The organism is Streptomyces sp. NPDC048191, from assembly GCF_040652655.1.
Lineage (GTDB): Bacteria > Actinomycetota > Actinomycetes > Streptomycetales > Streptomycetaceae > Streptomyces.
The window spans coordinates 166,851-190,524 of sequence record NZ_JBEZMO010000001.1 but is presented as its reverse complement, the minus strand read 5'-3'; the positions used below and the strand labels follow the sequence as shown (position 1 = coordinate 190,524).

Here is a 23,674-nt window from a genome sequence, read left to right as displayed (position 1 = left end):
GTGACCGACTCATGAAGATCATCCTGACCCACGAGGTCTCCGGCCTCGGTGCCGCGGGCGACGTCGTCGACGTCAAGGACGGTTACGCTCGCAACTACCTGATCCCGCGGAAGTTCGCTATCCGCTGGACCAAGGGTGGCGAGAAGGACGTCGAGCAGATCCGCCGCGCTCGCAAGATCCACGAGATCCAGACCATCGAGCAGGCCAACCAGATCAAGGCCCAGCTCGAGGGCGTGAAGGTCCGCCTGGCCGTCCGCTCCGGCGACTCCGGCCGTCTCTTCGGTTCCGTCACCCCGGCCGACATCGCGTCCGCGATCAAGGCTTCCGGTGGCCCCGAGGTCGACAAGCGTCGCATCGAGCTGTCCGCCCCGATCAAGACCCTGGGCGCCCACGAGACGTCCGTGCGTCTGCACCCCGAGGTTGCCGCCAAGGTCAACATCGAGGTCGTCGCGGCGTGACGCTGCGCTCGGCTTGAGCAGCTGAGAGAAGGGCCGCCCCTGCGGGGCGGCCCTTCTTCGTGTTCGGGGTCGGCATTGGCCGCGCGGACACGGCATGTTTCACGTGAAACAGGGAGGTTGCGCCTCTGTTGGGCTCAGCGGGAGGCGCCGGTGACGATCCAACGACCCGAGCGGCTGCGCAGCCACAGGGTCAGCATGCGGACGGTCATCATCAGCGTCATCGCGGCCCACAGCGCCGCGAGTCCCCCACCGAGGGTGGGAACGAGCAGAGCGACTGGAGTGAAGACCGCGAGCGTGACCACCATCGCCCCGGCCAGATACGGGCCGTCGCCGGCGCCCATCAGGACTCCGTCCAGCACGAAGACGATCCCGCAGATGGGCTGCGAGAGCGCCACCATGAGGAGGGCCGGCAGGGCCGCGTCCTTCACCACGGAGTCGCCGGTGAACAGCGGCAGGAAGAGCGGACGCGCGGCAACGACGAGCAGACCGAGGACCACACCGGTCGTGATGCCCCACTGAACCATGCGGCGGCACGCCTCACGCGCTCCCTGGGTGTTGTTCGCGCCGAGATAGCGGCCGATGATGGCCTGCCCCGCGATCGCTATCGCGTCCAGAGCGAAGGCCAGCAAGCTCCACAGGGACAGGATGATCTGGTGGGCTGCGATGTCGGCGTCGCCCAGATGTGCCGCGACGGCGGTGGCGATCATCAGGATCGCCCGCAACGAGAGTGTGCGGACCAGGAGCGGAACACCAGCCTGCGCCGAGGCCCGGATTCCAGCGGCGTCAGGGCGGAGCGAAGCACCGTGCCGACGGGCGCCGCGTACGACCACGGTCAGATAGACGGCCGCCATGCCGCACTGTGCGATGACGGTGCCCCAGGCCGAACCGGCGATGCCGAGCCCGGCGCCATAGACGAGTCCCGCATTGAGCGCACCATTGACGATGAAGCCCGCGACGGCGACATAAAGAGGGGTTCTGGTGTCCTGCAGCCCGCGCAGCACTCCCGTGGCGGCGAGCACGATGAGCATGGCCGGGATGCCCAGCGAGGAGATGCGCAGATACATCGTGGCGTAGGGGGCCGCGGTCGTGGAGGCGCCGAAGAGGTCCACGATGCCGGGACCCAGCGGGAGGACGACGGCTATGACACCGATGCCGAGCAGCAGGGCGAGCCAGATGCCGTCCATGCCCTGTCGAATGGCGGCCTGCAGATCGCCGGCGCCGACGCGCCGGGCCACGGCTGCGGTGGTGGCGTAGGCGAGGAAGACGAAGACGCTCACCGCGGTGGTGAGGAGTGCCGAGGCAACGCCGAGGCCGGCGAGCTGGGCGGTCCCGAGATGGCCGACGATGGCACTGTCCGCCATGACGAAGAGAGGCTCGGCGACGAGCGCGCCGAAGGCCGGCACGGCCAGCGAGACGATCTCTCTGTCATGCCGTCGGCTGGTCGCCTTGGGTATCGCGGGAGCCTGGGTCATGGGCGCTAATCTAATCGTCCACAGGTAAGTGATGCAAATGACTTCTGGCCCTTACTTCTTTGCTGGGGCCGTGTCCTTTCGCGCACCGTTCGAAGCGATCTTGGTCCCCGTGGGAAAGTTTTTCTTCTGCACAGCCGGTGGACGGCAAAGGTGCAGGTCAAGTGGCTCTCGTGGGCAGGATGGAGGGCTTGTTCACAGGGCTGTCCACCGGGTCGTGCACAGGTTTCGAGGAGTTCTCCACAGCATCGGGGCCGTCGTCCACATGGCCTGTGGATAACCAGATTGGCTGACGGTGCCGGGGGGCCTACCGTTGTCCGGCGCCCGCTTCTTCCCCGGGCTGGGAGACGCCTCTTTTCCGGCCCTGGAACCGTCATGAACCGACGCACCGTAACCGGAGCAGGGCCTCTCAGTTGTCAGTGCCGTGCCGTACAAAAGAGGACACGGCGAGGTCCGCCGTGCGGACGGGAGGAGGTGGCTCGGTGAGCATTTCCGAGCCCTTGGACGATCCCTGGGCCGACACCGGACCCAGTGATCGTCTGCCGGCCTCCCGCCGACGCGGTGACGGCGGCCGGGGTCGTGACGAACAGCACGACCGGGGCCGGGAGAACGCCTCCTGGGACGACGGCGGTTCCTCCTTCGAGCGGGTACCGCCGCAGGACCTGGACGCCGAGCAGTCGGTGCTGGGCGGCATGCTGCTGTCCAAGGACGCCATCGCCGACGTCGTCGAGATCCTCAAAGGCCACGACTTCTACAAGCCCGCGCACGAGACGATCTACCAGGCGATCCTGGACGTCTACGCCAAGGGCGAGCCGGCCGACCCGATCACCATCGCCGCCGAACTCACCAAGCGCGGCGAGATCAACAAGGTCGGTGGCGCCGCGTATCTGCACAGCCTCGTCCAGACCGTGCCGACGGCGGCCAACGCCGAGTACTACGCGGAGATCGTCCACGAGCGGGCGGTGCTGCGCCGCCTGGTCGAAGCCGGGACGCGCATCACACAGATGGGATACGCGGCCGACGGCGACGTGGACGAGATCGTCAACAGCGCCCAGGCCGAGATCTACGCCGTCACCGAGCAGCGCACCAGCGAGGACTATCTCCCGCTCGGCGACATCATGGAAGGCGCCCTCGACGAGATCGAGGCGATCGGCTCGCGCAGCGGTGAGATGACCGGTGTGCCGACCGGCTTCACCGACTTCGACTCGCTGACGAACGGCCTGCATCCGGGCCAGATGATCGTCATCGCCGCCCGGCCCGCCATGGGTAAGTCGACGCTCGCGCTGGACTTCGCGCGCGCCGCCTCGATCAAGAACAACCTGCCGAGCGTGATCTTCTCGCTCGAGATGGGCCGCAACGAGATCGCGATGCGTCTGCTGTCCGCCGAGGCCCGGGTCGCACTGCACCACATGCGGTCCGGCACGATGACGGACGAGGACTGGACCAGGCTCGCCCGCCGCATGCCGGACGTCTCGGCGGCCCCCCTCTACATCGACGACTCCCCCAACCTGTCGATGATGGAGATCCGCGCCAAGTGCCGGCGGCTGAAGCAGCGCAACGACCTGAAGCTGGTCGTCATCGACTACCTGCAGCTGATGCAGTCCGGCGGCTCCAAGCGCGCCGAGAGCCGCCAGCAGGAGGTCTCGGACATGTCCCGTAACCTCAAGCTGCTCGCCAAGGAGCTGGAGATCCCGGTCATCGCGCTCTCCCAGCTCAACCGTGGCCCCGAGCAGCGCACCGACAAGAAGCCCATGGTCTCCGACCTGCGTGAGTCGGGCTCCATCGAGCAGGACGCCGACATGGTCATCCTGCTGCACCGCGAGGACGCGTACGAGAAGGAGTCCCCGCGCGCGGGCGAGGCCGACCTGATCGTGGCCAAGCACCGAAACGGCCCGACGGCCACCATCACGGTCGCCTTCCAGGGCCACTACTCCCGCTTTGTGGATATGGCCCAGACCTGATCCGAAGCCGGCCCGGCAAGGCGGCCTCCGCCGCGGAATGAGCTCGACGTTCGCCGTCACACCAGGTGAACTGGGCGCATGACGTCATCTCAGGAAGAGCTCCTCCCCGGAACCCGCCGCGCGCTGCTGCACCGGATCGCCGTGGCTCAGGCCGAAGGGCGGGCGCCGTCACTGGTCGCGGCCGTCGTGCGGGGTGGTCGGGCCGTGTGGCACGGGGCGCGGACCTCGGTGGACGGACACGGGCCGGACGAGACCGTGCAGTACCGGATCGGATCCATCACCAAAACGTTCACCGCCGTCCTGGTGATGCGGTTGCGCGACGAGGGCCTGCTCGACCTCGGTGATCCGCTCGAGAAACACCTGCCGGGCACCGGCGTGGGCGAGGCGACGATCGCCGAACTGCTCGCGCACACCGCGGGCTTGGCGGCAGAGTCACCCGCGCCCTGGTGGGAGCGGACCCCGGGCACCCTGCGCCCGGAGTTGAGCGATGTACTCGGCGAACACCCTCTTCTGCATCCCGTCGGCCGACGGCACCACTACTCCAACCCCGGGTACACCGTGCTCGGTGCGCTCGTGGAGGAGCTGCGGGGTGCCTCCTGGGAGGAGGTGTTGCGCAGCGAGATCCTCGAGCCGCTCGGCCTGCACCGCACCAGCACGCAGCCGAACGCCCCGCACGCCGGGGGGTGGGCCGTCCATCCGTGGGCGGACGCGATACTGCCGGAGCCGCTGGAGGATCTGGGCAGGATGGCGCCGGCGGGCCAACTGTGGTCGACGACGGGGGACCTGGCACGGTTCGCCGCGTTTCTGGTCGCCGGTGACGACCGAGTCCTGAGCGCGGAGTCGGTGCAGGAAATGCGCGTGCCCGCGGCACCCGCCGAGGCGGCGGACGTGCTGGACGGGACCGCCTACGGCCTCGGTCTGCAGATCCAGCGCCGTGAGGGCCGGCTCCTGGTCGGGCACTCCGGTTCGCTACCGGGCTTTCTGGCCAACCTCACCATCAGCGTGGAGGACGACGTGGCGACGGTGGTGCTCGCCAACTGCACCAGTGGGCCGCTGCTGGGAGCGGTCGGTGCCGACCTCGTACGGATCGTCGCCGAGGCGGAGCCACGGATCCCTGCACCCTGGATGCCGTTGCGCGAGGTCGATCCGGCGGTCCTGGAGCTGGCGGGGCAGTGGTACTGGGGGACCAATGCCTTCGCCCTGCGGGTGAACGCCGACGGGCTGCTCGCGCTTGCCCCGCTGACCGGCAGCGGCCGGCGCGCTCGCTTCCGTGCGAACGGTGACGGTACCTGGACGGGCCTGGAGGGCTACTTCGCCGGGGAACTGCTGCGGCCGGTTCGACGTGCAGACGGGGACTTGAGCCACCTCGACCTCGGCTCGTTCGTGTTCACCCGGCAGCCGTACGACCCCGAGGCCCCGGTTCCTGGAGGGGTGGACCCAGAGGGGTGGCGGGGTATCCGCTAGTCCATGAGCGGCGGGTGCGTTTCACGTGAAACACACCCGCCGCTCATGCTGCTGACGCCGTCAGAGCCGTAGTTTGAAGCCCTCGTGCGTGGCGCTGAAGCCGAGCCGCTCGTAGAAGCGGTGGGCGTCGGTCCGTGTCTTGTCTGACGTCAGTTGCACCATCCGGCACTCGAGCCGACGAGCGGTGTCGATAGCCCATTCGATGAGCAGGCTGCCCAGTCCGCTGCTCCGTTCACCGGCATGGATGCGTACGGCCTCGATGAGTGCACGGGTCGCCCCCTTGTGGGAGAGCCCCGGAATGATCGTGAGCTGAAGGGTGCCGATCACACGGCCGTCGCGGACGGCGACGACGAGGTGCTGGTTCGGGTCGGCGTCCAGGCGCTCCAGCGCGGCCCGATACGGGGTCATGTCGTCTGGGGACTCGCGCTGAGCACCCAGCGGATCGTCGGCGAGCAGGGCGACGATCGCCGAAAGGTCGTCGGCGGTCGCAGGTCGTATATCAAGATCTCCCACGCACGCACCCTATGCCGGTACGTTCAGGGACTCCACCACCCGTACCAAGGGGGTCAGTTCGGGGTTCTTGGAGGCCTCGTCCAGGGCCTCGCGCAGTGCGGCGTCATTGGTGGGCCGAGCCTCCTCCAACAGCCGCAGTCCCGCGTCGGTGACGTTGGTGTAGATGCCGCGCCGGTCGGTGGGGCACAGATAGCGCTCGAGCAGGCCGCGGTCCTCCAGCCGGGTCACCAGACGTGTGGTGGCGCTCTGGCTGAGCACGACGGCGTCGGCGACCTGCTTCATCTGCAGATGGCCGCCCTCGCCGTTGTGCTGGCGGCTCAGTACATCGAGCAGGGAGTACTCGCGCACGCTCAGGTCGTGCTTCGCCTGCAGGGCGCGCTCGATGTGCGCCTCGATCCTTCCGTGCAGCGCAGAGAGGGCGCACCAGCCCTGTGCGAGTGCGGTGAGCGCGGGGTCCGTCGCTGTCATTGCGTTTTCCTCCGTCCCGAGCGGCTGCATCAAGAGTAGAGCAGGTCCGCAATAGCGTGCGCTTGCATGTAGCCCGCGTCTGCAACTATTGTGAACGCACGCAAAGCGCTCCTGCAATCTTCTGGGAAGGTGTATCCCTTCATGCCTCTCGCGCTTCTGGCCCTCGCGATCGGGGCCTTCGGAATCGGCACGACCGAGTTCGTGATCATGGGATTGCTGCCCCAGGTCGCGAGCGACTTCGGGGTCTCCATCCCCACGGCGGGCCTGCTGGTGACGGGCTACGCGCTCGGCGTCGTCATCGGTGCCCCGCTCATGACCGTGCTCGGCACCAAGGTCTCGCGCAAGCGCATGCTGATGCTGCTGATGGGCCTGTTCATCGCCGGGAACCTGCTCTCCGCGGTGGCCCCCGCCTTCGCGATCATGCTGATCGGGCGGGTGGTCGCCTCGCTCGCGCACGGTGCCTTCTTCGGCATCGGCTCGGTCGTCGCGGCCGAACTGGTGGCACCCCACAAGAAGGCCGGCGCCATCGCCATGATGTTCACCGGCCTGACCGTCGCCAACGTCGTCGGGGTTCCGCTGGGCACACTCATCGGCCAGCACGTCGGCTGGCGCGTGACCTTCGCCATCGTCGCCGTCCTCGGGGTCATCGGTCTGGCAGGGGTCGCCAAGCTGGTGCCCGAAATGCCGCGGCCCGAGGGAGTGCACCTGCGGCACGAGCTGGCCGCCTTCAAGAACGCCCAGGTCCTGCTCGCCATGGCGATGACCGTCCTCGGCTTCGGCGGCGTCTTCGCGGCCATCACCTACATCGCGTCGATGATGACCCACATCGCAGGATTCGCCGACGGCTCGGTCACCTGGCTGCTGGTCCTGTTCGGCCTCGGCATGGTCGGCGGCAACCTCGTCGGCGGCAGGTTCGCCGACCGCGCCCTGATGCCGATGCTGTACGTGTCCCTGGGCGCCCTGGCCCTCGTCCTGGCCCTCTTCACGATCACCGCCCACAACAAGATCGCGGCGGCCGTGACCATCGCCCTCATCGGCGCTCTGGGCTTCGCGACCGTACCGCCGCTGCAGAAGCGTGTGCTCGACCAGGCACACGGCGCCCCCACGCTGGCGTCGGCCGTGAACATCGGCGCCTTCAATCTGGGCAACGCGCTGTCCGCCTGGCTCGGCGGCATCGTGATCGCGGCCGGGTTCGGCTACACGGCTCCCAACTGGGTCGGCGCCGCCCTCGCTGCGGCCGCCCTGGTCCTCGCCGTCCTCTCGGCCGCGCTGGAGCGGCGCGACGGCGCCCGCGGCTCCGTGGTCGCCTCCGGGACGCCCGCAGGGCAGCGGACGCCGGTCCACCACTGAGTCCTCGGACCACAGGGCGCCTCGCCCGTGTCCCCCAGACCTCCGCGCCGGGGCTGGTCCCCCGGTGCGGCAAGCACCCCATCTCAGCACCACCCGAGGAGAGAACCTCCATGAGCACCACCGCCGTCACCCCGCTGTCCATCGAGGACGCCGAACTGCTCGTCGCCACGGCCCGCCACGCGGCAGAGGAAGCCGGGGTCACCGTCAGCGTCACCGTTCTGGACGCCGGCGGCCATCTGCTCGCCTTCCGCCGGGACGACCGGGCCGTGCTGATCTCCGGCGAGACCAGCAACCGCAAGGCCTACACGGCCCTGCAGCTGAACACCGCCACCGCCGACCTGGTCGACGCCGTCCAGCCGGGTGGTCTCTTCCACACGCTGCCGACGGCCCTCGACCGGCCCCTGCTCTTCATCGCGGGTGGTGTGCCCGTCCACCGGGACGGCCGGCTGATCGGCGCGATCGGTGTCGGCGGCGGCGCGCCGGAGCAGGACCACGGCTTCGCCACCGCTGCCGTGCAGGCACTCGCCTGATCCCCGCCCCAGAGCGGGCAGCGCCGGTCTTGCCGCACGACGGGGCGGGGCCGGCGTTCGACGTATGTCAGCTCAGCCGGCGGCCACTGTCAGTGGTGCGAAGCGCCGGCTCCAGTCCCCCGGAAGGTCCGTGATGCCGTACGTCATCACGGCGTTGAAGGCCACGGAGGCAAGCCCCCGGGCCTTCGCCCATGCCAGCAGTTCCTCGTGGCGCACGTCGATGTCGGTGCGCAGCGGTCGGTCCGTATGGGCCGCCAACGAGGTGATGAGGGCCTGGGCGACGTCGGTGTCCCGCGCGATCAGCGGACCGACGACGTGAGTGTGCATATTGGGCCACGCGGCGCCGTAGCCGATGATCCGACCGGCCTCCTCTGCAACCCGCAACTGGTCGGCGAAGGCCGGCAGCCGGGTGATCAGGGGAGTGCGGTCGGCGCCGAACACCTCCTCGTCCAGCCGCAGGATCGAGGGAAGGTCCTCGGCGGTGGCGGTGCGGGTGAGTACGCCGGATTCCGGCCCGCCGGGAGCGAAGCGGCCGGTCAGCATCTCCGCCCGGCCCGTCACCTTGAAGCCCAGTTCCTCGTACAGGGGGCGGCCGTTGGGTGTGGCGTGCAGCGTGAGTGGCGTGGTTCCCATGGCCGACATGACATGGCGCATCAAGCGGCGCCCGACCCCCTGCCGGGCATGGCGTTCGGCCACCAGAACCATGCCGATGGCGCCGAGATCCACACGCTCCCAGGAGCCGTACTCCGTGACGACGCACGCGGCGACGAGACCGCCCTGGGGATCGTCGATGCCGAAGCCCTTTCCGGCCGCGAGAAGGAATCCCCACTTGTGTTCCTCCCGCGGCCACCCCCGGTCCTCGGACAAATCGGCGCAGGCGGTGAGATCGCGAAGCGTCAGACGGCGAATGGGCAGAGCGGCGAGGGAAGGAGTCGACACGCAGGTCAGGCTGTCCGACCGGAACCCCCGGCGTCCACCCGTTTCGACGTAGACGCACGTGCTTTTGGCCATGCCGTGGCCATATGCACAGCCTGTGGACAGCGGCCGGGGTTTCACGTGAAACATCGGCCGCCGGATAGCCTCGGGCCATGGCGAGACTGCATCTCTTCGATCTCGACGGCACGTTGCTGCACGGCAGTACCGCACCGGTGGAGATATCCCGCCAGTTGGGGCTTGAGGCGGAGACCGTGGCACTGGACCGGGCGATGTCCGAGGGGCGGATCGGTCCGCCCGAGTACGCGGCGCTGGTCCATGACCTGTGGGCCGATCTGACCGAGGCGCATGTCAGCGCCGTTTTCGAGACGGCTCCCTGGTTGGCCCGCATTCGTGAGGTCTGGGCAGAGATCACGGATGCGGGCGAATACTGCGCGGTGGTGTCGCTGTCGCCGTCCTTCTTCGTGGAGCGCCTTCTCGCCTGGGGCGTTCATGCGGCGCATGGATCCCGATTCCCGGCCGTGCCGTTCACCGAGCCCGTCGATCCGGCCGGGGCGCTCAGCGCAGCGGCCAAGGTGACCGTCGCGGACCAGCTCTGTGCCAAGTTCGGGGTGACGCGGGCGGACTGTGTGGCGTATGGCGACTCGTCGTCGGACAAGGACCTGTTTGCGGCCGTACCGATCTCCGTCGCGGTCAATGCGGATGCTCACCTGACCGGACTCGCGACCTATTCCTACGCGGGACGGGATCTGTGGGATGCCCATGAATTGGTTCGTCTGCCCGGTAGTTGACGGACCTCATGGTTCGTACCCTTGCCCGATTCGTGAGGAAGGCAGGGGGGACTTGTGTACGCGGCGTCGGCCGGTAGGGTCGACTCCGGTTCACATCCGGGACGGAGTCCGTATCCCGTGCGGGCCGAGAACAGGGCAAGCAGCCTAACGGGACGGAGAACACGAGACCCACGTTTCCGGGTACGCGACCGCAGCATCCGATCGGGATGGGAAGCTGCGGAGAGTGCTACGGCTGACCGCCCGCCGGGGGAAAGCATGCACCTTCCCGGGGGAGGTGCGCAGACCGACCGAAAGACGTTCGAGGCGAGGGCACACCATGGACGCTCCGACCACCACGTCGGGGGAGAACGGCATGTCGGGCGGGGGCGGCTGGTTCACTCCGCACAAGACACCACCGGCTCCGCCGGACGATGATCGGGCGACGCAGGACGGCCCGCTCCCGACGGATCCATCCGCCTCGCCCCCGGCGATGGACGCAGCAGCCAGGCAGCCGGTACACGCACCCGCCTTGAAGCCGACGGGCCCGCCCACCCCGCAGGATGTGGCGTCGGCCGTCGAGGAGGGGTCCCCGGATGCCATCCTCATACGCCGCACGATGGCCGAGATAGGCCCGATCGCAGACAAGGTCACCTCCTACTTCTACGCGTTGCTCTTCGTCCGCCATCCCGACCTGCGCGGCCTTTTCCCGCCGGCGATGGACACCCAGCGGGACCGCCTGCTGAAGGCGCTGCTCACTGCGGCCGAGCATCTGGACAACACCCCGGTCCTCGTCGACTACCTGCAGAACCTCGGGCGCGGACACCGCAAGTACGGAACGCGTGCCGAGCACTATCCGGCCGTCGGCGAATGTCTGATCGGCGCGTTGAGCAAGTACGCCGCCGCCGTCTGGAGCCCGGAGGCCGAGGCGGCCTGGGTGCGTGCCTACACGACGATCTCCCAGGTCATGATCGATTCGGCGGCGGCGGACGAACTGCGCTCTCCGGCCTGGTGGTACGCCGAGATCGTCACGCACGACCTCAGAACTCCCGACGTCGCGATCCTGACCGTCCGCACGGACCAGCCCTATCCCTTCCTCGCCGGCCAGTACACGAGCGTGGAGACACCCTGGTGGCCACGGGTGTGGCGGCACTACTCCTTCGCCTCCGCGCCCCGCTCGGACGGCCTGCTGACCTTCCACGTGAAGGCCGTGCCGGCCGGCTGGGTCTCCAACGCGCTGGTGCACCGCGCCCGGCCCGGAGACGTCATACGCCTCGGGCCGCCGACCGGCTCCATGACCGTCGATCACACGACCGACAGCGGACTGCTCTGCCTGGGCGGTGGCACCGGCATCGCGCCCATCAAGGCCCTGGTCGAAGACGTCGCCGAGCGCGGGGAACACCGGCCTGTGGAGGTGTTCTACGGCGCCCGCACCGACGACGACCTCTACGACATCGACACCATGCTCCGGCTCCAGCAGAGCCACCCCTGGCTGGCGGTCAGGGCGGTCATCGACCAGCGGGCCCACCTTCAGCTCCCGGACGCCGTACGTGACTATGGCCCCTGGACCGAGTACGACGCCTTTCTGTCGGGCCCGCCTGGAATGATCCGCAGCGGAATCGACACGCTCCGGAACATCGGCATTCCGCCGAGCCGCATACGGCACGACTCGGTGGAGGAACTGCTCGTCGTCGGCTGAGCTCGCTAACCGAGGTCGGGAGCGTGCATGGCGCGCACCCCCTCGATATTGCCGTCCAGATAGTGGCGCAGCGACAGCGGGACCAGGTGGACGGAGGCGATGCCGACGCGAGTGAAGGGGACGCGGACGATCTCGTACTCGCCGGCTGGCTCCTCCACTTCGGGGCCGTGTCGCAGGGCCGGGTCCATGGACTCCAGTCGGCAGACGAAGAAGTGCTGCACCTTCACACCGGTGGCGCCGCCGTCCTCGCCGATGTGTTCGACGGTGTCCACGAAACACGGCACCACATCGGTGATCTTGGCGCCGAGTTCCTCGGACACCTCCCGGTGCAGCGCGTCGACGACGGTCGGATCCCCGGGCTCGACCCCGCCACCGGGAGTGACCCAGTAGGGATCGACACCGGGCTTGGTGCGCTTGATCAGGATCAGGTCGTCGCCGTCCAGAAGAACGGCGCGGGCGGTGCGCTTGACCACGGGTCGGACGGTCATGGGAGAAATGTGGCCCGGCTGGTTCCACGTGAAACATCGCATAGCGTCACTATGCGAACGCCCTTCGTGGAAGGGATGCGCTACGCCCTCAGCACCAGGCCATGGCCGCCCGCTGCAGCCACTCGTGGGCCCGCGCTATATGGGGCATGGCGAGCGTGCCGGTGCGGACCGCCAGGAAATAGGTACGCAGCGGGGGCACCACCGGGTCGTGCAGGACCGCGATCGTGCCGTCGGCGAGCGCCGCGGCGCACAGATAGCGGGGCAGTACCGCGAGTCCGGCACCCGCGATCGCACAGGCGAGCACCGCTCGCAGATCCGGGACGATGATCGTGCCCGAGGCGGCCGGACGGGAGTCGAAGACGGAGGCCCAGTAGCGCGCGACGAAGGGCAGCGACTCGTGGACCTCGACGACGGGCAGATCCTCCAGCGCCGGCGCCCCCTTCAGCCGCAGTGCCTCCGCACCGATCCGCTCCACCCAGCGTGGGGCAGCGACCAGCACGTGTTCCTCGTCGCAGAGCGGAGTCGCGGTGAGCAGAGCGCCCCGCGGACGGGCCGTGCTGATGGCCAGATCGTGATGTCCGGAGGCGAGTCCCTCCAGTGCCTCCTCCGCTGTGCCGAAGGAGGCGCGGAGCGCAAAGCCCTGGCCGTCGTCGCCGGTGAGTTCCGTCAGGGCGGGCAGGGCGCGTTCGGCGGTGAATTCGGGCGGACCGGCGAGGTGCAGGGTCCTCAGCGAGTACTCGTCGTCCAGGCCGCTCTCGGCTATCTCCACCAGGGCGTCGAGATGGGGAGCGGCCTTGTGCGCGAGTTCGTCGCCGATGGTCGTCGGGGTCACCCCACGCGCCTGACGGAGGAAGAGAGGTCTGCCCAGTTGCCGTTCCAGCGTTCGGATCTGTGAGGTGACGGCGGGCTGGGAGAGCCCGAGCAGAGCGGCGGCGCGGGTGAAGGAACCAGCCCGGTGCACGGTGACGAAGGTGCGCAGCAAGGCCAGGTCCATGGCGTGTCCTCCCCTATCCCTGCCCTCCTCCGGCCCCCAGGCAGGCCCCAACTATAAATAAGTCGATAGGTCTCTGTCGCTAGCGTGATTGGACACTGACACAGAGTCAACTAGCCTTGTTCGCACGGTTCTTCGCGCGCGGAACCGAAGACGGTCCGAGCCACGAGGGGGGAGGCTCGGACCGTCGTGCGCCGTCATCGGGAGGACGGACAAGGACTCACTCGGCGGACTGGTCCAGAGCGCGGAGCAGGTCGGCGATCAGGTCCTCGGGATCCTCGGCGCCCACGGACATGCGGATGAAGCCCTCCGGGACCGCGTCCCCGCCCCAGCGGCGACGGCGCTCGGCCGTGGACCGCACCCCGCCAAAGCTCGTCGCGTCCTCCACCAGGTGCAGGGCCTGAAGAAAGCGCTCGGCACGTGCGCGTGTGGGCAGTGTGAAGGAGACCACGCAGCCGTAGCGGCGCATCTGCTGCGAGGCGATCTTGTGCGAGGGGTCGTCGGGCAGCCCGGGATAGCGCAGGTCGGACACCTCCGGCCGCTGCTTCAGAGCCTCGGCGACCGCGAGGGCGGTGGCGTTCTGCCGGTCGACGCGCAACTGGAGCGTGGCGATGGACCGGTGCGCGAGCCACGCCTCCATGGGCCCGGAGATCGCCCCGACGATCTTGCGCCAGCGCCGTACGGCGGCCATCGCCCCGGCGTCGCGGCCGGTGACGTAGCCCAGCAGCACATCGCCGTGGCCGGTGAGCTGCTTGGTGCCGCTGGCCACGGAGAAGTCGGCCCCCAGCTCCAGCGGGCGCTGCCCGAGCGGGGTGGCGAGGGTGTTGTCGACGGCCACCAGGGCGCCCTGCGCGTGGGCCGCCGCCACCAGCCGCCGGATGTCGCACACGTCGAGCCCCGGGTTCGAGGGGGACTCGATCCACAGCAGCCGAGCGCCCTCGAGGACGTCCAGCTGGGCGTCGCCGCCGGTGGGAGCGGTGCGCACCTCGATGCCGTACGCCTCCAGCTGCGCGCGGACGAGCGGCAGCACCTGGTAGCCGTCGGAGGGCAGCACGACCGCGTCCCCGGCGCGCAGCTGGGAGAACAGCACGGAGGAGATCGCCGCCATGCCGGAGGCGAAGACGAGCGTCTCGACGTCGCCGTCTCCGGGTGCCTCCAGCTCGCCGACGGCGCGCTCCAGCAGCGTCCAGGTCGGGTTGTCGTCACGGCCGTACGAGTACGGGCCCGTGACCTCGCCCGGCAGGTGGAAGTGCGCGGCGAACACCGGTCCGGGCAGGGTCGGCTCGTGCTTGACCGGCTCGGGCAGGCCGGCGCGGACCGCGCGCGTGCCGTCGCCTGCAGGGCCCTCGTCCTTGGCGGTGTCGTTCATGCGGCCCGTCCTTCCAGTTGCTCGCGTACCGCGGCGAGCAGACCGATGCTCGCCGCCTCCACCATCTCAAGACACTCCTCGAAGCCGTCCCGGCGTCCGTAGTACGGATCCGGCACGTCGAGGTCGGCATCGGCGGCGGGGTCGTAGGAGCGCAGGAGGCGGACCTTGCGGGCGTCCTCCTCGGTGACCGCGAGGCGACGCAGGGCCTTGAGATGACCGGTGTCGAGGGCGATCACGAGATCGAGGCGGGAGAACCACGACGGCTGGAACTGGCGCGCGACGTGATCGCTGTCGTATCCGTGCTCCTCGAGGACGGAGACGGTCCGCGGGTCGGCGGGTTCGCCGTCGTGCCAGCCGCCGGTGCCGGCGCTGTCGACCTCCACCCGGTCCTCGAGACCGGCCTCCGCCACCCGCGCGCGGAAGACGGATTCGGCCATGGGGGAACGGCAGATGTTGCCGGTGCACACGAAGCAGACACGGTAGGTCATGGCGTGCTCAGTCCTCGTCGGGCAGGACGACGTGCAGCGCCCAGGAGACGATGGAGACGATCAGACCGCCGAGGACGGCCGTCCAGAAGCCCTCCACGTGGAAGCCGAGATCGAACTTGCCGCACACCCAGGAGGTCAGCAGCAGCATCAGCGCGTTCACCACGAGGGTGATCAGGCCCAGGGTAAGGATGAACAACGGGAAGGTGAGCACCTTCACGATCGGCTTGACCAGCCAGTTCACCACGCCGAAGATCAGCGCCACGATGATCAGCGTGCCGGCCTTCTTGGCCGTGCTGTCACCCGTCAGAGTGATCTTGTCGAGCAGCCACACGGCCACCGCCAGGGCGCCCGCGTTGGCGATCGTCTTGACTACGAAATTCTTCATGTGTCTGATCGTGGCAGACCGGATCGGAACCTAGCAGTGAGACGAGGGCGACAGCTCAGATGAAGGCATTCCGGCTGGACGAACTGGAGGCGGAGCGCACCGCCAACGAGGGGGCCTACCTCCAGTTCCTGCGGGAGCGGAACATGTCCGTCGGCCTGTACGCCCTCAACGCAGGCGAGCACGACCCGCAGAAACCCCACGACCAGGACGAGGTGTACTTCGTCGTGAGCGGCCGGGCGTCGATCACGGTCGGACTGGAGACGACCGAGGTGGCGCGGGGCAGCGTGGTGTACGTGCCGGCCGGAGTCGCCCACAAGTTCCACCACATCAGCGAGGACCTGAGGGTTCTCGTCGTCTTCTCTCCACCCGAGGCGTGACCCCGGCCCCCGGGATTCCCTAGGGGACGGGTCAGGGGAGGACAAGGGACGCGAGGCCCCCGCGGGACCCCCGTCGGCCCTAGCATCGAGTGCAGGACATCAACGCTGTACGAGAACACAGCCGTACGAGAATGCAAAGGACGAGGGCGATGCGAGAGATCTTCGCGGGACTGCCGTGGTGGGTGAAGTGGGTCGCGGTGCCGATCATCGCCCTGGTCGTGTTCGGCGGCCTGATAGCGAGCGTGGTCGGGTTCGTGATCGGCCTGCTGTTCAAGGCGCTGGTCTTCGTCGCCCTGGTCGGCGGACTCATCTACATCGTGCGCAAGTTCATGTCGAACTCCTCGTCGCGCAGCGACTGGTGAGCCGCGAGGGGGACGGGCGTCCGCCGTCGGGCACACCTGTTCCCGGCAAGGTGAACACGGGTTTCCCTCGGGGGAGGGAAGTTTCCCCGGGAGGCCGTCTGGGTGCGGCGGCGGGCGGTTAGAGTCCGGAACTCCCGCGGGGTCCGGCCTCGCGGACGGCGCAGATCCCCTCCGTGCTCTTCCTCCGCACGGGCTGCCCCTCGCGCTCCGGGAGTGACCCTTGGCCACGGTTGACACCGCACCGGCAGGACCGCACGCACCCCCCGCCCCACCGCGCTCCTGTACACCCCCCGTCCAACGGCCGCCGACCGTCGCGGTCCCCGAACAACCCCGCCCCGGCGGCGCCGCCGCCCCGCCTGCCGCCACGACGCTCATCGGATCCGTCCAGCGCGCCATGCGGCTGCTGGAGACCGTCGCCACACACGGCTACGGAGCCCCCGCCAAACAACTCGCCCGCGAGACCGGACTCGCCCTCCCGACGACCTATCACCTGCTGCGCACCCTGGTACACGAGGGCTATCTGCGCCGGGAGAAAGGGCTGTTCTTCCTCGGTGACGCGGCCGAGCGGCTGAGCAGCAGCGGAGCGCAGCAGAAACGTCGCAGCGCGGTGGCGGACACACTCGCCCACTGGCGGGATTCCATCGGCGTGCCGGTGTACTACGCGATGTACCGGGACGGCGAGATCGAGGTCATGTGCGTCTCCGACTCGCCCGAGGCGCCGGCGGTCGAGGAGTGGGCCGACTTTCGCGAGACAGGTCATGCCCACGCCATTGGGCAGTGCCTGCTCTCCCAGCTGGACGAGGACGCCCGCCGCGACCATCTCTCCCGCTACCCGGTGCAGTCCCTCACCCCGTACACCGTGCGCGACAACGATGCCCTATTGCGGCGACTGGCCCGCATTCCGCGCACGGGGCCGGTGGTCGAGCGTCAGGAGTACGCACTCGGCACGGTCTGCGCGGCGATTCCGATCACGGTGGGCACCACCGTGGCGACGATGGCCATCTCGCTGCCCGCCCACCAGAGCGACCGACTGCTGCCCGCGGCCCATCGCCTGCAGGCGGAGATCGGTCGCCATCTGGGCACGCTTGTGCTCTCTATCAGTATCTGAAAACTTACTCCTTGTGATCTGCCGTGTACGTTCAGCAAGATTTGACCCACGGTGAGAGGGATCAAACCCGGCCAGTCGATGTCATATGACGGGGTAGACAATGCGCGAGTCCGTACAGGCAGAAGTCATGATGAGCTTTCTCGTGTCGGAGGATCTCTCCTTCCGCATCCCGGTGGAGTTGCGCTACGAGACCTGTGATCCCTATGCCGTCAGGCTCACCTTCCATCTGCCCGGTGATGCTCCGGTGACCTGGGCGTTCGGGCGGGAACTGCTGATCGACGGTGTCGGCCGACCGTGCGGTGAGGGGGACGTGCACATCGCTCCAGCCGATTCCGTGGTGCTGGGCGAGGTGCTGATCAGGCTTCAGGTCGGCAGCGACCAGGCCTTGTTCCGCTCCTCCGCGCCGCCCCTCGTCGCTTTCCTGGACCGCACGGACAAGCTCGTGCCGCTCGGCCAGGAGGGCGCGCTGGCAGACTTCGACGCCCATCTGGACGAGGCTCTGGACCGCATCCTGGCCGAGGAGCAGAGCGCTGGGTGAAGCGTTACGGCACGGGGCGCCGGCGCTCCGCCGTGCCGCGTCGAACTGTGCAGGAACGCTTCTGCATGGGGTGCCGTACCTAGCCAAGGGCATGGCTCCCGGGGCAGGCCCGGCCGGCTCACCCGAGGCCGGGACCGAGCCGATGCGGCGCGCACGAGGCCGGCGCGTGCCCCGGCGGGCCGACCGCGCCCGCACCGGCTCGGTCGGCCCTACCGCTTGCGGCGTCGCCCCCGGCCGCCGAGCGCCGGGGCCGGCTGTGTCCCGACCGGTGCCGGGCTGTCCTGGCCGGGGCGGTCGGCCGAGACGACCAGGGCGGCGAGCGCGGTGGTGACCGGGACGGAGGCGACCAGGCCGATCGAGCCCACCAGCGTGCGCACGATCTCCTCGGCCACCAGTTCGCTGTTGGCCACGGTCCCGACGCTGCTCTGCGCGATCGAGAACAGCAGCAGCAACGGCAGTGCGGCACCGGCGTAGGCGAGGACGAGGGTGTTGACCACGGAAGCGATGTGGTCGCGGCCGATGCGGATGCCCGCCCGGTACAACCCGCGCCAGCCCATCGTCGGATTTGCCTCGTGCAGCTCCCAGACGGCCGATGTCTGCGTCACGGTCACGTCGTCCAACACACCGAGAGAGCCGATGATGACGCCGGCCAGCAGCAGACCACTCATGTCGAGCTTGGGATACAGCCCGTGAATGAGGCCGGTGCTGTCGTCCGTGTTGCCCGTGAGTGCGGCCCAGCCGATGAACTGTGAGCCGAGGAGGCCGATCAGCCCCAACGAGACCAGCGTGCCGAGCACGGCCACCGACGTACGGGCCGACAGGCCGTGGCACATGTACAGGGCGATCAGCATGATGGCGCTCGACCCGACCACCGCCACGAGCAGCGGGTTCGAACCCTGGAGGATCGCGGGCAGGATGAACAGGGTCAGCACCAGGAAGCTCACGGCCAGTGCGACGAGCGCCATGACACCGCGCAACCTGCCCACCACGACGACGGCGAGCGCGAAGATCCCCGCGAGCAGCGTCATGGGGAACTTCCGGTCCACGTCGGTCACCGAGTACTGCAGGTCCTTCGGCGCCGAGGGCTCGTAGGCGGCCACGACCTGCTCGCCCTGGTGCAGTTGACGGCTCTGGTCAGGCTGCACGATCTCGGTGAACGTACGGCCCTTGTCCTTGCCGGTGTCGACCCGGACGGTCGCCTTCTTGCAGCTTCCCGCCGACTGCTGTTCCGCCGAGGTGCCGTCGGCGGTAGAGGGATCGCCGGCTCCGGTACCACCGGAGGCGTTGACCGACTTGCAGTTCACCTCGACCACTCTGGTGACCGTGGCCTGCTGCGTCTCCCGGTCGAAGCCGACGCCGGTGCGCTTGTGGCCCGGGGCTCCCCCGGGCCAGAGCACCAGCAGACCGACGACGACCGCCGCGGTGAACGGCACCAGGATCGCGGCGATGACCTTGCGCAAGTGCCGGGAGACGGGTGCGGCAGGCCCATGGCTGTGGCCATGGCTGTGGCCGTGACCACCGTGACCGTGCGAGTGAGCCCGGCCGCCGTTCCCGTGGTCCTGACCCTGCGCGCGGCCATCGTGATGCCCGCCGCTCCCGGTGCCGTTCGCGTGGTCAGCGGGCGGTGGGCAGCTCTGTCCGCCGACCTGAGCCGAGCCGCCTCGGTGGTGCGGCTCGGGTGGCCGATACGGGTACTGCTCCATGCTGGTCACCGCCCGATCATTTCAACAACGGCAGGGGGCCCACTGTTCATCGCGCCACATATGGCGCTAGCGTGGAGGCACCTTTGCACACGCGGGAGCTCGGAGCACCGGGCTGAGAGGGCGCTGACCTCCGTACACGCGATGTTTCACGTGGAACAGGCGATGTTCCGCAGGAAACGTCGGCAGACGGAATCCGCTGCGTCGACCGCCGAACCTGTTACCGGGTAATGCCGGCGTAGGGAGTAGGTCTCATGACCAACAAGGACGCACGCACGCCTGCCTCCGTTCAGGGCGAAAAGTCCCTGGAGGCCGGGAAGTCCATCGGCTGGCACAAGGCGTACGTCGAGGGTTCCCGCCCCGACCTGCGCGTGCCGGTCCGCCAGGTGCACCTCACCAACGGGCAGTCGGTCACCCTGTACGACACATCGGGCCCGTACACCGATCCACTCGTCGACACCGATGTTCGCAGGGGCCTGCCACCGCTGCGGGAGAACTGGATCATCGCCCGCGGCGACACCGAGGAGTACGCGGGCCGTCCCGTCCGCCCCGAGGACGACGGGGTCAAGCACACCTCGCCGCGCGGCGGACTGCGCAACCTCGACGCGGTCTTCCCCGGACGTCCGCGCCAGCCGCGCCGGGGGCGCAGCGGCGAGACGGTCACGCAGCTCGCGTACGCCCGCCGGGGCGAGATCACCCCGGAGATGGAGTACGTGGCCATCCGGGAGAACGTTTCCCCCGAGGTGGTCCGCGAGGAGATCGCGGCGGGCCGCGCGGTGCTGCCGGCCAACGTCAACCACCCGGAGATCGAGCCGATGATCATCGGCAAGCGGTTCCTGGTGAAGGTCAATGCCAACATCGGCAACTCCGCGGTGACTTCCTCCATCGAGGAAGAGGTGGAGAAGATGACCTGGGCGACCCGCTGGGGTGCCGACACGGTCATGGACCTGTCCACCGGCCGCAACATCCACACGACCCGTGAGTGGGTGCTGCGCAACTCCCCCGTACCCATCGGGACCGTGCCGCTCTACCAGGCCCTGGAGAAGGTCGACGGCAAGGCCGAGGAACTGACCTGGGACATCTACAAGGACACGGTCATCGAGCAGGCCGAGCAGGGCGTGGACTACATGACCGTCCACGCGGGCATCCGGCTGCCGTACGTCCCGCTCACCGCCAACCGCAAGACCGGCATCGTCTCGCGCGGCGGCTCGATCATGGCCGCGTGGTGCCTCGCGCACCACAAGGAGTCGTTCCTGTACGAGAACTTCGAGGAGCTGTGCGAGATCCTCGCCGCCTACGACGTCACGTACTCGCTGGGCGACGGCCTCCGGCCGGGGTCGATCGCGGACGCCAACGACGAGGCACAGTTCGCGGAATTGCGAACTCTTGGGGAACTCAACCAGATCGCCAAGCGTTTCAATGTTCAGACCATGATCGAGGGCCCGGGGCATGTCCCGATGCACAAGATCAAGGAGAACATCGACCTTCAGCAGGAGATCTGCGATGAAGCTCCGTTCTATACGCTCGGCCCGCTGACCACGGACATCGCGCCGGCGTACGACCACATCACCTCCGGCATCGGCGCCGCGATGATCGCCTGGTGGGGCACGGCGATGCTCTGCTACGTCACGCCCAAGGAGCACCTCGGCCTGCCCAACCGGGACGACGTCAAGACCGGCGTCATCACCTACAAGATCGCCGCGCACGCGGCCGATCTCGCCAAGGGGCACCCGGGCGCACAGCAGTGGGACGACGCGTTGTCGGACGCCCGCTTCGAGTTCCGGTGGGAGGACCAGTTCAATCTCGCCCTGGACCCGGACACGGCACGGGAGTTCCACGACGAGACCCTGCCCGCCGAGCCGGCCAAGACGGCCCACTTCTGCTCCATGTGCGGACCGAAGTTCTGCAGCATGAAGATCTCGCAGGACATCCGCCGCGAACACGGCAGCAGTCAGGCCGAGATCCAGGACGGAATGGCCCAGAAGTCGAAGGAGTTCGCGGCGAGCGGGAACCGGGTCTATCTGCCGATCGCCGACTGACACGCGGACCGGTGGTCCAGTGCCGGGCCGCGTAGAGCAGGCACTGGATCACCGGCGCGTCGAGGAGTGGGAGGCGGGCTACTCCGGCCGGTGTTCCGGGCCGCCGAAGTCCGGGCTCGTGTAGTCCGGGCTGGTGAAGCTCGGTCGGCCGGATTCGGTGCCGTCGACCGGGCTGCTGAAACCGGGGCGGTCGTATCCCAGACGGGGCATGCGGCCGCGCGGGGTGGGCGGGGTCGTGCGGTGCGGGACGGCCGGTCCGGGCTCGGCGAGGGCCTCCGTGAGGAACGGCAGGATGCCCCGCTCCAGCAGGGCCTCGCGCCAGGCCTCTCTGGCGCTGTCCAGCTCACGGTGCGCCGCGTCCAGCGCCTGGGCCTGTGGCGAGCTGCCGTTGCGCAGGGCGGTGAGAAGCAGTCCGACCGCGGCAAGGAGAATCGTGGCCGCGGTCACCGCGCCGAACACCCAGCCGGCGGTGAGCAGGGTCTGGGCGAAGGTCTGTCCGGGACTCAGCGTCTTCAGGATGTAGCCGACGAGGAGGAAGATCGCCGCGGCGGTTCCGGAGAGGACGGGAGTCAGTACGGCGATGACCGCGACGGCGCCCGCGCCGGTGTTCTCGGCCGCCTCGCCGAGGGTGGTGACGAGCCCGGTCGTGGCCGAACTCGGGTCCATGGAGGTGGGGTCCCCGGTCGTGGAGGGGGCCATCGCCGGGTGCCGCAGCTCCTGGCGGAGCTTCACATAGTGCTGGTATTCGGCCGCGGCGGCGGCCGTTATCAGTGCGGTGGCGTTGAGCGCCATGGTGCGCAGTTGTTCGGGATTGAGCCGCTGTCCGACAGCGGCCAGTTCCGGTCGCTGTGGTGCGGAGCGCAGCGCCTCATCGAGGAGCCGCTCGAATTCCTGGCGGTCCTCGTTCAGCAGGTGCTGCGGAACGCTGTTCATGTGCATCCCCCGATGCTCCGTAGGGCTTGGGGCTCGCACGCCGGCGAGCCGTCGGGCAGAAACGGAGGGGAGCCTGCTACGGATAAGCCGATGGTAGAGCCGTGACGGCGCACGGTGACAGGGGGTTGCCGGAAATTGCCCCAGGGCCTGCGTGTACTCCGCCGGGGGACGCCTGCCCGCGGAACGGTCAGGTAGTCAGGGGCAATTGGCGGACCAGTAGCTTTCCGGCCATGGTCACTCCGCCGTCCATCGCGATGGCGAGACCGTCGGCGTAGACGTGCGGTCCCTCCACGACCGGGCCGGTGCCCTCCTCGCCGTCTTCGGAGCCGACCTCACCCAGGAGGTAGGGAATCGGGCTGTGGCCGTGAACGATACGGGTGCCGCCGTACGTATCGAGCAGGGAGCGTACGGCGTCGGCGCCGCCCTCGTCGCGGAAGGAGAAGCGCTTGGTGAACTTGCGGAACAGATCCCAGCACTCGTCCGCGTCGTTACGGGTGAGGGTCTCGCGGACGGTGTCGTTGACCGCCTCGATGGAGTCGCCGTAGTCGAGGTAGACGGTGGTGTCCGAGTGCACGAGCAGATAGCCGTCGACCTCCTCCATCGCGTCGAGGCGGGCCATCCACTGCAGATGGTGGTCCTGAAGGCGGTCCATGTCGGTCTTCTGGCCGCCGTTGAGCAGCCAGGCCGCCTGGAAGGTGGCGGTGCCCGCCCCGGAGTTGACGGGGGTGTCGCCGAACCGCTTGGCGCCGAGCAGCAGCAGCTCGTGGTTGCCCATGAGGGCCTTGCAGTAGCCGCCGGCCGCCGCGGCCTCGGCGGACAGCCGCATCACGAGGTCGATGACACCGATGCCGTCGGGCCCCCGGTCGGTGAAGTCGCCGAGGAACCACAGCCGGGTGGTGCCGGCGCACCACTGGCCCGAGGCGTCGATCAGCCCCTGTTCCTGCAGGGCGGTCATCAGTTCGTCGAGGTAACCGTGCACGTCTCCGACGACGAACAGCGGTCCGGGGCCGGTCGCGGGCTGTGCGGCCGGGGCGGCGGGTGCCGGTTCGACCGGGACCCGCAGCGTGTCGGACCGGTTGATGACGGGCAGGTCGCGCTGGGTGGGCGTGTAGTCGTCGGGGTACGCCGCGTCGGCGAGCGGCGCGTTGTCGCCCGGCTGGGCGGTGCGGACGTACGGACCGGTCTCGTGGACGTACGCCGGCACCCGGAAGTCGCGCAGTGTCGCCGTCCGCTCCACTTCGGGTCCCTGACCGGCCCCCTGAGTCATCAGACCCCTCCACCATC

24 protein-coding genes and 1 riboswitch are annotated in these 23,674 nt (G+C 68.9%); of the genes, 12 read left to right on the top strand and 12 right to left on the bottom strand.

The annotated features are described in order from the left end of the window. Positions 1 to 11 precede the first annotated feature (11 nt). Entirely contained in the window at positions 12 to 458 is a 447-nt protein-coding gene (rplI, locus tag AB0D93_RS00890; RefSeq protein WP_362110688.1) for a 50S ribosomal protein L9, read from the top strand. Positions 459 to 592: 134 nt separating this feature from the next. Here the strand turns inward: rplI and AB0D93_RS00885 are convergent, their stop codons facing one another. Then, positions 593 to 1,930: an MATE family efflux transporter gene (locus AB0D93_RS00885; RefSeq protein WP_362110686.1), complete on the bottom strand. Its 1,338-nt coding sequence runs from the start codon at positions 1,928 to 1,930 to the stop codon at positions 593 to 595. A gap of 479 nt (positions 1,931 to 2,409) precedes the next feature. Between AB0D93_RS00885 and dnaB the strand changes: the two genes are divergently transcribed. Together dnaB and AB0D93_RS00875 are read left to right on the top strand one after the other, a co-directional pair. After that, positions 2,410 to 3,888: a replicative DNA helicase gene (dnaB, locus tag AB0D93_RS00880; protein WP_362110683.1), complete on the top strand. Its 1,479-nt coding sequence runs from the start codon at positions 2,410 to 2,412 to the stop codon at positions 3,886 to 3,888. Between the two features lie 78 nt (positions 3,889 to 3,966). After that, positions 3,967 to 5,352 carry a serine hydrolase domain-containing protein gene (locus AB0D93_RS00875; protein WP_362110680.1) on the top strand — a complete coding sequence of 462 codons (1,386 nt, stop codon included), beginning with the start codon at positions 3,967 to 3,969 and terminating at the stop codon, positions 5,350 to 5,352. Between the two features lie 60 nt (positions 5,353 to 5,412). Here the strand turns inward: AB0D93_RS00875 and AB0D93_RS00870 are convergent, their stop codons facing one another. Both AB0D93_RS00870 and AB0D93_RS00865 read right to left on the bottom strand, forming a co-directional pair. Beyond that, entirely contained in the window at positions 5,413 to 5,865 is a 453-nt protein-coding gene (locus AB0D93_RS00870; protein WP_362110677.1) for a GNAT family N-acetyltransferase, read from the bottom strand. Between the two features lie 9 nt (positions 5,866 to 5,874). Further along, positions 5,875 to 6,333, bottom strand: a complete 459-nt coding sequence (locus AB0D93_RS00865) for a MarR family transcriptional regulator (protein WP_362110674.1) — start codon at positions 6,331 to 6,333, stop codon at positions 5,875 to 5,877. A gap of 141 nt (positions 6,334 to 6,474) precedes the next feature. On the opposite strand from AB0D93_RS00865, the gene AB0D93_RS00860 reads away from it, so the two are divergent. Then, positions 6,475 to 7,683: an MFS transporter gene (locus AB0D93_RS00860; RefSeq protein ID WP_362110671.1), complete on the top strand. Its 1,209-nt coding sequence runs from the start codon at positions 6,475 to 6,477 to the stop codon at positions 7,681 to 7,683. Positions 7,684 to 7,793: 110 nt separating this feature from the next. Continuing rightward, a complete protein-coding gene (locus tag AB0D93_RS00855; RefSeq protein WP_362110668.1) occupies positions 7,794 to 8,213 on the top strand; it encodes a heme-binding protein in 420 nt (139 codons plus the stop codon). A gap of 72 nt (positions 8,214 to 8,285) precedes the next feature. Here the strand turns inward: AB0D93_RS00855 and AB0D93_RS00850 are convergent, their stop codons facing one another. Then, on the bottom strand, positions 8,286 to 9,152 hold the full coding sequence (locus AB0D93_RS00850) for a GNAT family N-acetyltransferase (RefSeq protein WP_362110665.1): 867 nt from the start codon (positions 9,150 to 9,152) through the stop codon (positions 8,286 to 8,288). A 149-nt stretch (positions 9,153 to 9,301) separates the two neighbouring features. Here AB0D93_RS00850 and AB0D93_RS00845 point away from each other — a divergent pair, with 149 nt between their 5' ends. Beyond that, positions 9,302 to 9,937: an HAD-IB family phosphatase gene (locus AB0D93_RS00845; protein WP_362110662.1), complete on the top strand. Its 636-nt coding sequence runs from the start codon at positions 9,302 to 9,304 to the stop codon at positions 9,935 to 9,937. 316 nt (positions 9,938 to 10,253) lie between these two features. Continuing rightward, positions 10,254 to 11,612, top strand: a complete 1,359-nt coding sequence (locus AB0D93_RS00840; RefSeq protein WP_362110659.1) for a globin domain-containing protein — start codon at positions 10,254 to 10,256, stop codon at positions 11,610 to 11,612. Positions 11,613 to 11,617: 5 nt separating this feature from the next. On the opposite strand, the gene AB0D93_RS00835 is transcribed toward AB0D93_RS00840, so the two are convergent. The 5 genes from AB0D93_RS00835 to AB0D93_RS00815 form a co-directional block, all read right to left on the bottom strand. Beyond that, positions 11,618 to 12,100 carry an NUDIX hydrolase gene (locus tag AB0D93_RS00835; RefSeq protein ID WP_023548662.1) on the bottom strand — a complete coding sequence of 161 codons (483 nt, stop codon included), beginning with the start codon at positions 12,098 to 12,100 and terminating at the stop codon, positions 11,618 to 11,620. An 88-nt stretch (positions 12,101 to 12,188) separates the two neighbouring features. Further along, positions 12,189 to 13,094, bottom strand: a complete 906-nt coding sequence (locus AB0D93_RS00830) for a LysR family transcriptional regulator (RefSeq protein WP_362110655.1) — start codon at positions 13,092 to 13,094, stop codon at positions 12,189 to 12,191. 217 nt (positions 13,095 to 13,311) lie between these two features. Next, entirely contained in the window at positions 13,312 to 14,460 is a 1,149-nt protein-coding gene (locus AB0D93_RS00825; RefSeq protein WP_362110652.1) for a cystathionine gamma-lyase, read from the bottom strand. After that, complete coding sequence (locus AB0D93_RS00820; RefSeq protein ID WP_362110649.1) at positions 14,457 to 14,948, bottom strand: low molecular weight protein-tyrosine-phosphatase; 492 nt, start codon at positions 14,946 to 14,948, stop codon at positions 14,457 to 14,459. Before AB0D93_RS00820 ends, AB0D93_RS00825 begins: the two co-directional genes overlap by 4 nt. A gap of 7 nt (positions 14,949 to 14,955) precedes the next feature. Beyond that, a complete protein-coding gene (locus AB0D93_RS00815) occupies positions 14,956 to 15,333 on the bottom strand; it encodes a phage holin family protein (RefSeq protein ID WP_362110646.1) in 378 nt (125 codons plus the stop codon). 59 nt (positions 15,334 to 15,392) lie between these two features. Here AB0D93_RS00815 and AB0D93_RS00810 point away from each other — a divergent pair, with 59 nt between their 5' ends. The 4 genes from AB0D93_RS00810 (at position 15,393) to AB0D93_RS00795 (ending at position 17,718) form a co-directional block, all read left to right on the top strand. Then, on the top strand, positions 15,393 to 15,710 hold the full coding sequence (locus AB0D93_RS00810; RefSeq protein WP_362110643.1) for a cupin domain-containing protein: 318 nt from the start codon (positions 15,393 to 15,395) through the stop codon (positions 15,708 to 15,710). Positions 15,711 to 15,859: 149 nt separating this feature from the next. Continuing rightward, entirely contained in the window at positions 15,860 to 16,072 is a 213-nt protein-coding gene (locus tag AB0D93_RS00805) for a DUF5326 family protein (protein WP_362110640.1), read from the top strand. Positions 16,073 to 16,292: 220 nt separating this feature from the next. Further along, on the top strand, positions 16,293 to 17,180 hold the full coding sequence (locus AB0D93_RS00800) for an IclR family transcriptional regulator C-terminal domain-containing protein (RefSeq protein ID WP_362110637.1): 888 nt from the start codon (positions 16,293 to 16,295) through the stop codon (positions 17,178 to 17,180). Positions 17,181 to 17,280: 100 nt separating this feature from the next. Further along, the gene (locus tag AB0D93_RS00795; protein ID WP_362110634.1) at positions 17,281 to 17,718 is read left to right on the top strand and encodes an SsgA family sporulation/cell division regulator; all 438 of its coding nucleotides are present in this window, start codon (positions 17,281 to 17,283) and stop codon (positions 17,716 to 17,718) included. 209 nt (positions 17,719 to 17,927) lie between these two features. On the opposite strand, the gene AB0D93_RS00790 is transcribed toward AB0D93_RS00795, so the two are convergent. Beyond that, complete coding sequence (locus tag AB0D93_RS00790; RefSeq protein WP_362110631.1) at positions 17,928 to 19,430, bottom strand: YibE/F family protein; 1,503 nt, start codon at positions 19,428 to 19,430, stop codon at positions 17,928 to 17,930. Positions 19,431 to 19,502: 72 nt separating this feature from the next. Then, positions 19,503 to 19,680: riboswitch (TPP riboswitch) on the top strand. Here AB0D93_RS00790 and thiC point away from each other — a divergent pair. Beyond that, positions 19,673 to 21,457, top strand: coding sequence for a phosphomethylpyrimidine synthase ThiC (gene thiC, locus AB0D93_RS00785; RefSeq protein WP_362110628.1), 1,785 nt, complete (start codon positions 19,673 to 19,675; stop codon positions 21,455 to 21,457). It overlaps the preceding riboswitch by 8 nt. A gap of 78 nt (positions 21,458 to 21,535) precedes the next feature. Here thiC and AB0D93_RS00780 read toward each other — a convergent pair whose 3' ends face one another. Both AB0D93_RS00780 and AB0D93_RS00775 read right to left on the bottom strand, forming a co-directional pair. Then, entirely contained in the window at positions 21,536 to 22,396 is an 861-nt protein-coding gene (locus tag AB0D93_RS00780; RefSeq protein ID WP_362110625.1) for a hypothetical protein, read from the bottom strand. A gap of 181 nt (positions 22,397 to 22,577) precedes the next feature. After that, a complete protein-coding gene (locus AB0D93_RS00775) occupies positions 22,578 to 23,657 on the bottom strand; it encodes a metallophosphoesterase (RefSeq protein ID WP_362110622.1) in 1,080 nt (359 codons plus the stop codon). Positions 23,658 to 23,674: the final 17 nt, after the last annotated feature.

Excerpts from the sequence above, each read along its gene's own strand:
- AB0D93_RS00865 (WP_362110674.1), bottom strand. The coding sequence starts at position 6,333 with ATGACAGCGACGGACCCCGCGCTCACCGCACTCGCACAGGGCTGGTGC.
- AB0D93_RS00775 (WP_362110622.1), bottom strand. The coding sequence starts at position 23,657 with ATGACTCAGGGGGCCGGTCAGGGACCCGAAGTGGAGCGGACGGCGACA.
- AB0D93_RS00815 (WP_362110646.1), bottom strand. The coding sequence starts at position 15,333 with ATGAAGAATTTCGTAGTCAAGACGATCGCCAACGCGGGCGCCCTGGCG.
- AB0D93_RS00805 (WP_362110640.1), top strand. The coding sequence starts at position 15,860 with ATGCGAGAGATCTTCGCGGGACTGCCGTGGTGGGTGAAGTGGGTCGCG.
- AB0D93_RS00860 (WP_362110671.1), top strand. The coding sequence starts at position 6,475 with ATGCCTCTCGCGCTTCTGGCCCTCGCGATCGGGGCCTTCGGAATCGGC.
- AB0D93_RS00825 (WP_362110652.1), bottom strand. The coding sequence starts at position 14,460 with ATGAACGACACCGCCAAGGACGAGGGCCCTGCAGGCGACGGCACGCGC.
- thiC (WP_362110628.1), top strand. The coding sequence starts at position 19,673 with ATGACCAACAAGGACGCACGCACGCCTGCCTCCGTTCAGGGCGAAAAG.
- AB0D93_RS00855 (WP_362110668.1), top strand. The coding sequence starts at position 7,794 with ATGAGCACCACCGCCGTCACCCCGCTGTCCATCGAGGACGCCGAACTG.
- AB0D93_RS00840 (WP_362110659.1), top strand. The coding sequence starts at position 10,254 with ATGGACGCTCCGACCACCACGTCGGGGGAGAACGGCATGTCGGGCGGG.
- AB0D93_RS00885 (WP_362110686.1), bottom strand. The coding sequence starts at position 1,930 with ATGACCCAGGCTCCCGCGATACCCAAGGCGACCAGCCGACGGCATGAC.
- AB0D93_RS00810 (WP_362110643.1), top strand. The coding sequence starts at position 15,393 with ATGAAGGCATTCCGGCTGGACGAACTGGAGGCGGAGCGCACCGCCAAC.
- AB0D93_RS00830 (WP_362110655.1), bottom strand. The coding sequence starts at position 13,094 with ATGGACCTGGCCTTGCTGCGCACCTTCGTCACCGTGCACCGGGCTGGT.
- AB0D93_RS00820 (WP_362110649.1), bottom strand. The coding sequence starts at position 14,948 with ATGACCTACCGTGTCTGCTTCGTGTGCACCGGCAACATCTGCCGTTCC.
- AB0D93_RS00780 (WP_362110625.1), bottom strand. The coding sequence starts at position 22,396 with ATGCACATGAACAGCGTTCCGCAGCACCTGCTGAACGAGGACCGCCAG.
- AB0D93_RS00875 (WP_362110680.1), top strand. The coding sequence starts at position 3,967 with ATGACGTCATCTCAGGAAGAGCTCCTCCCCGGAACCCGCCGCGCGCTG.
- AB0D93_RS00835 (WP_023548662.1), bottom strand. The coding sequence starts at position 12,100 with ATGACCGTCCGACCCGTGGTCAAGCGCACCGCCCGCGCCGTTCTTCTG.
- AB0D93_RS00845 (WP_362110662.1), top strand. The coding sequence starts at position 9,302 with ATGGCGAGACTGCATCTCTTCGATCTCGACGGCACGTTGCTGCACGGC.
- rplI (WP_362110688.1), top strand. The coding sequence starts at position 12 with ATGAAGATCATCCTGACCCACGAGGTCTCCGGCCTCGGTGCCGCGGGC.
- AB0D93_RS00795 (WP_362110634.1), top strand. The coding sequence starts at position 17,281 with ATGCGCGAGTCCGTACAGGCAGAAGTCATGATGAGCTTTCTCGTGTCG.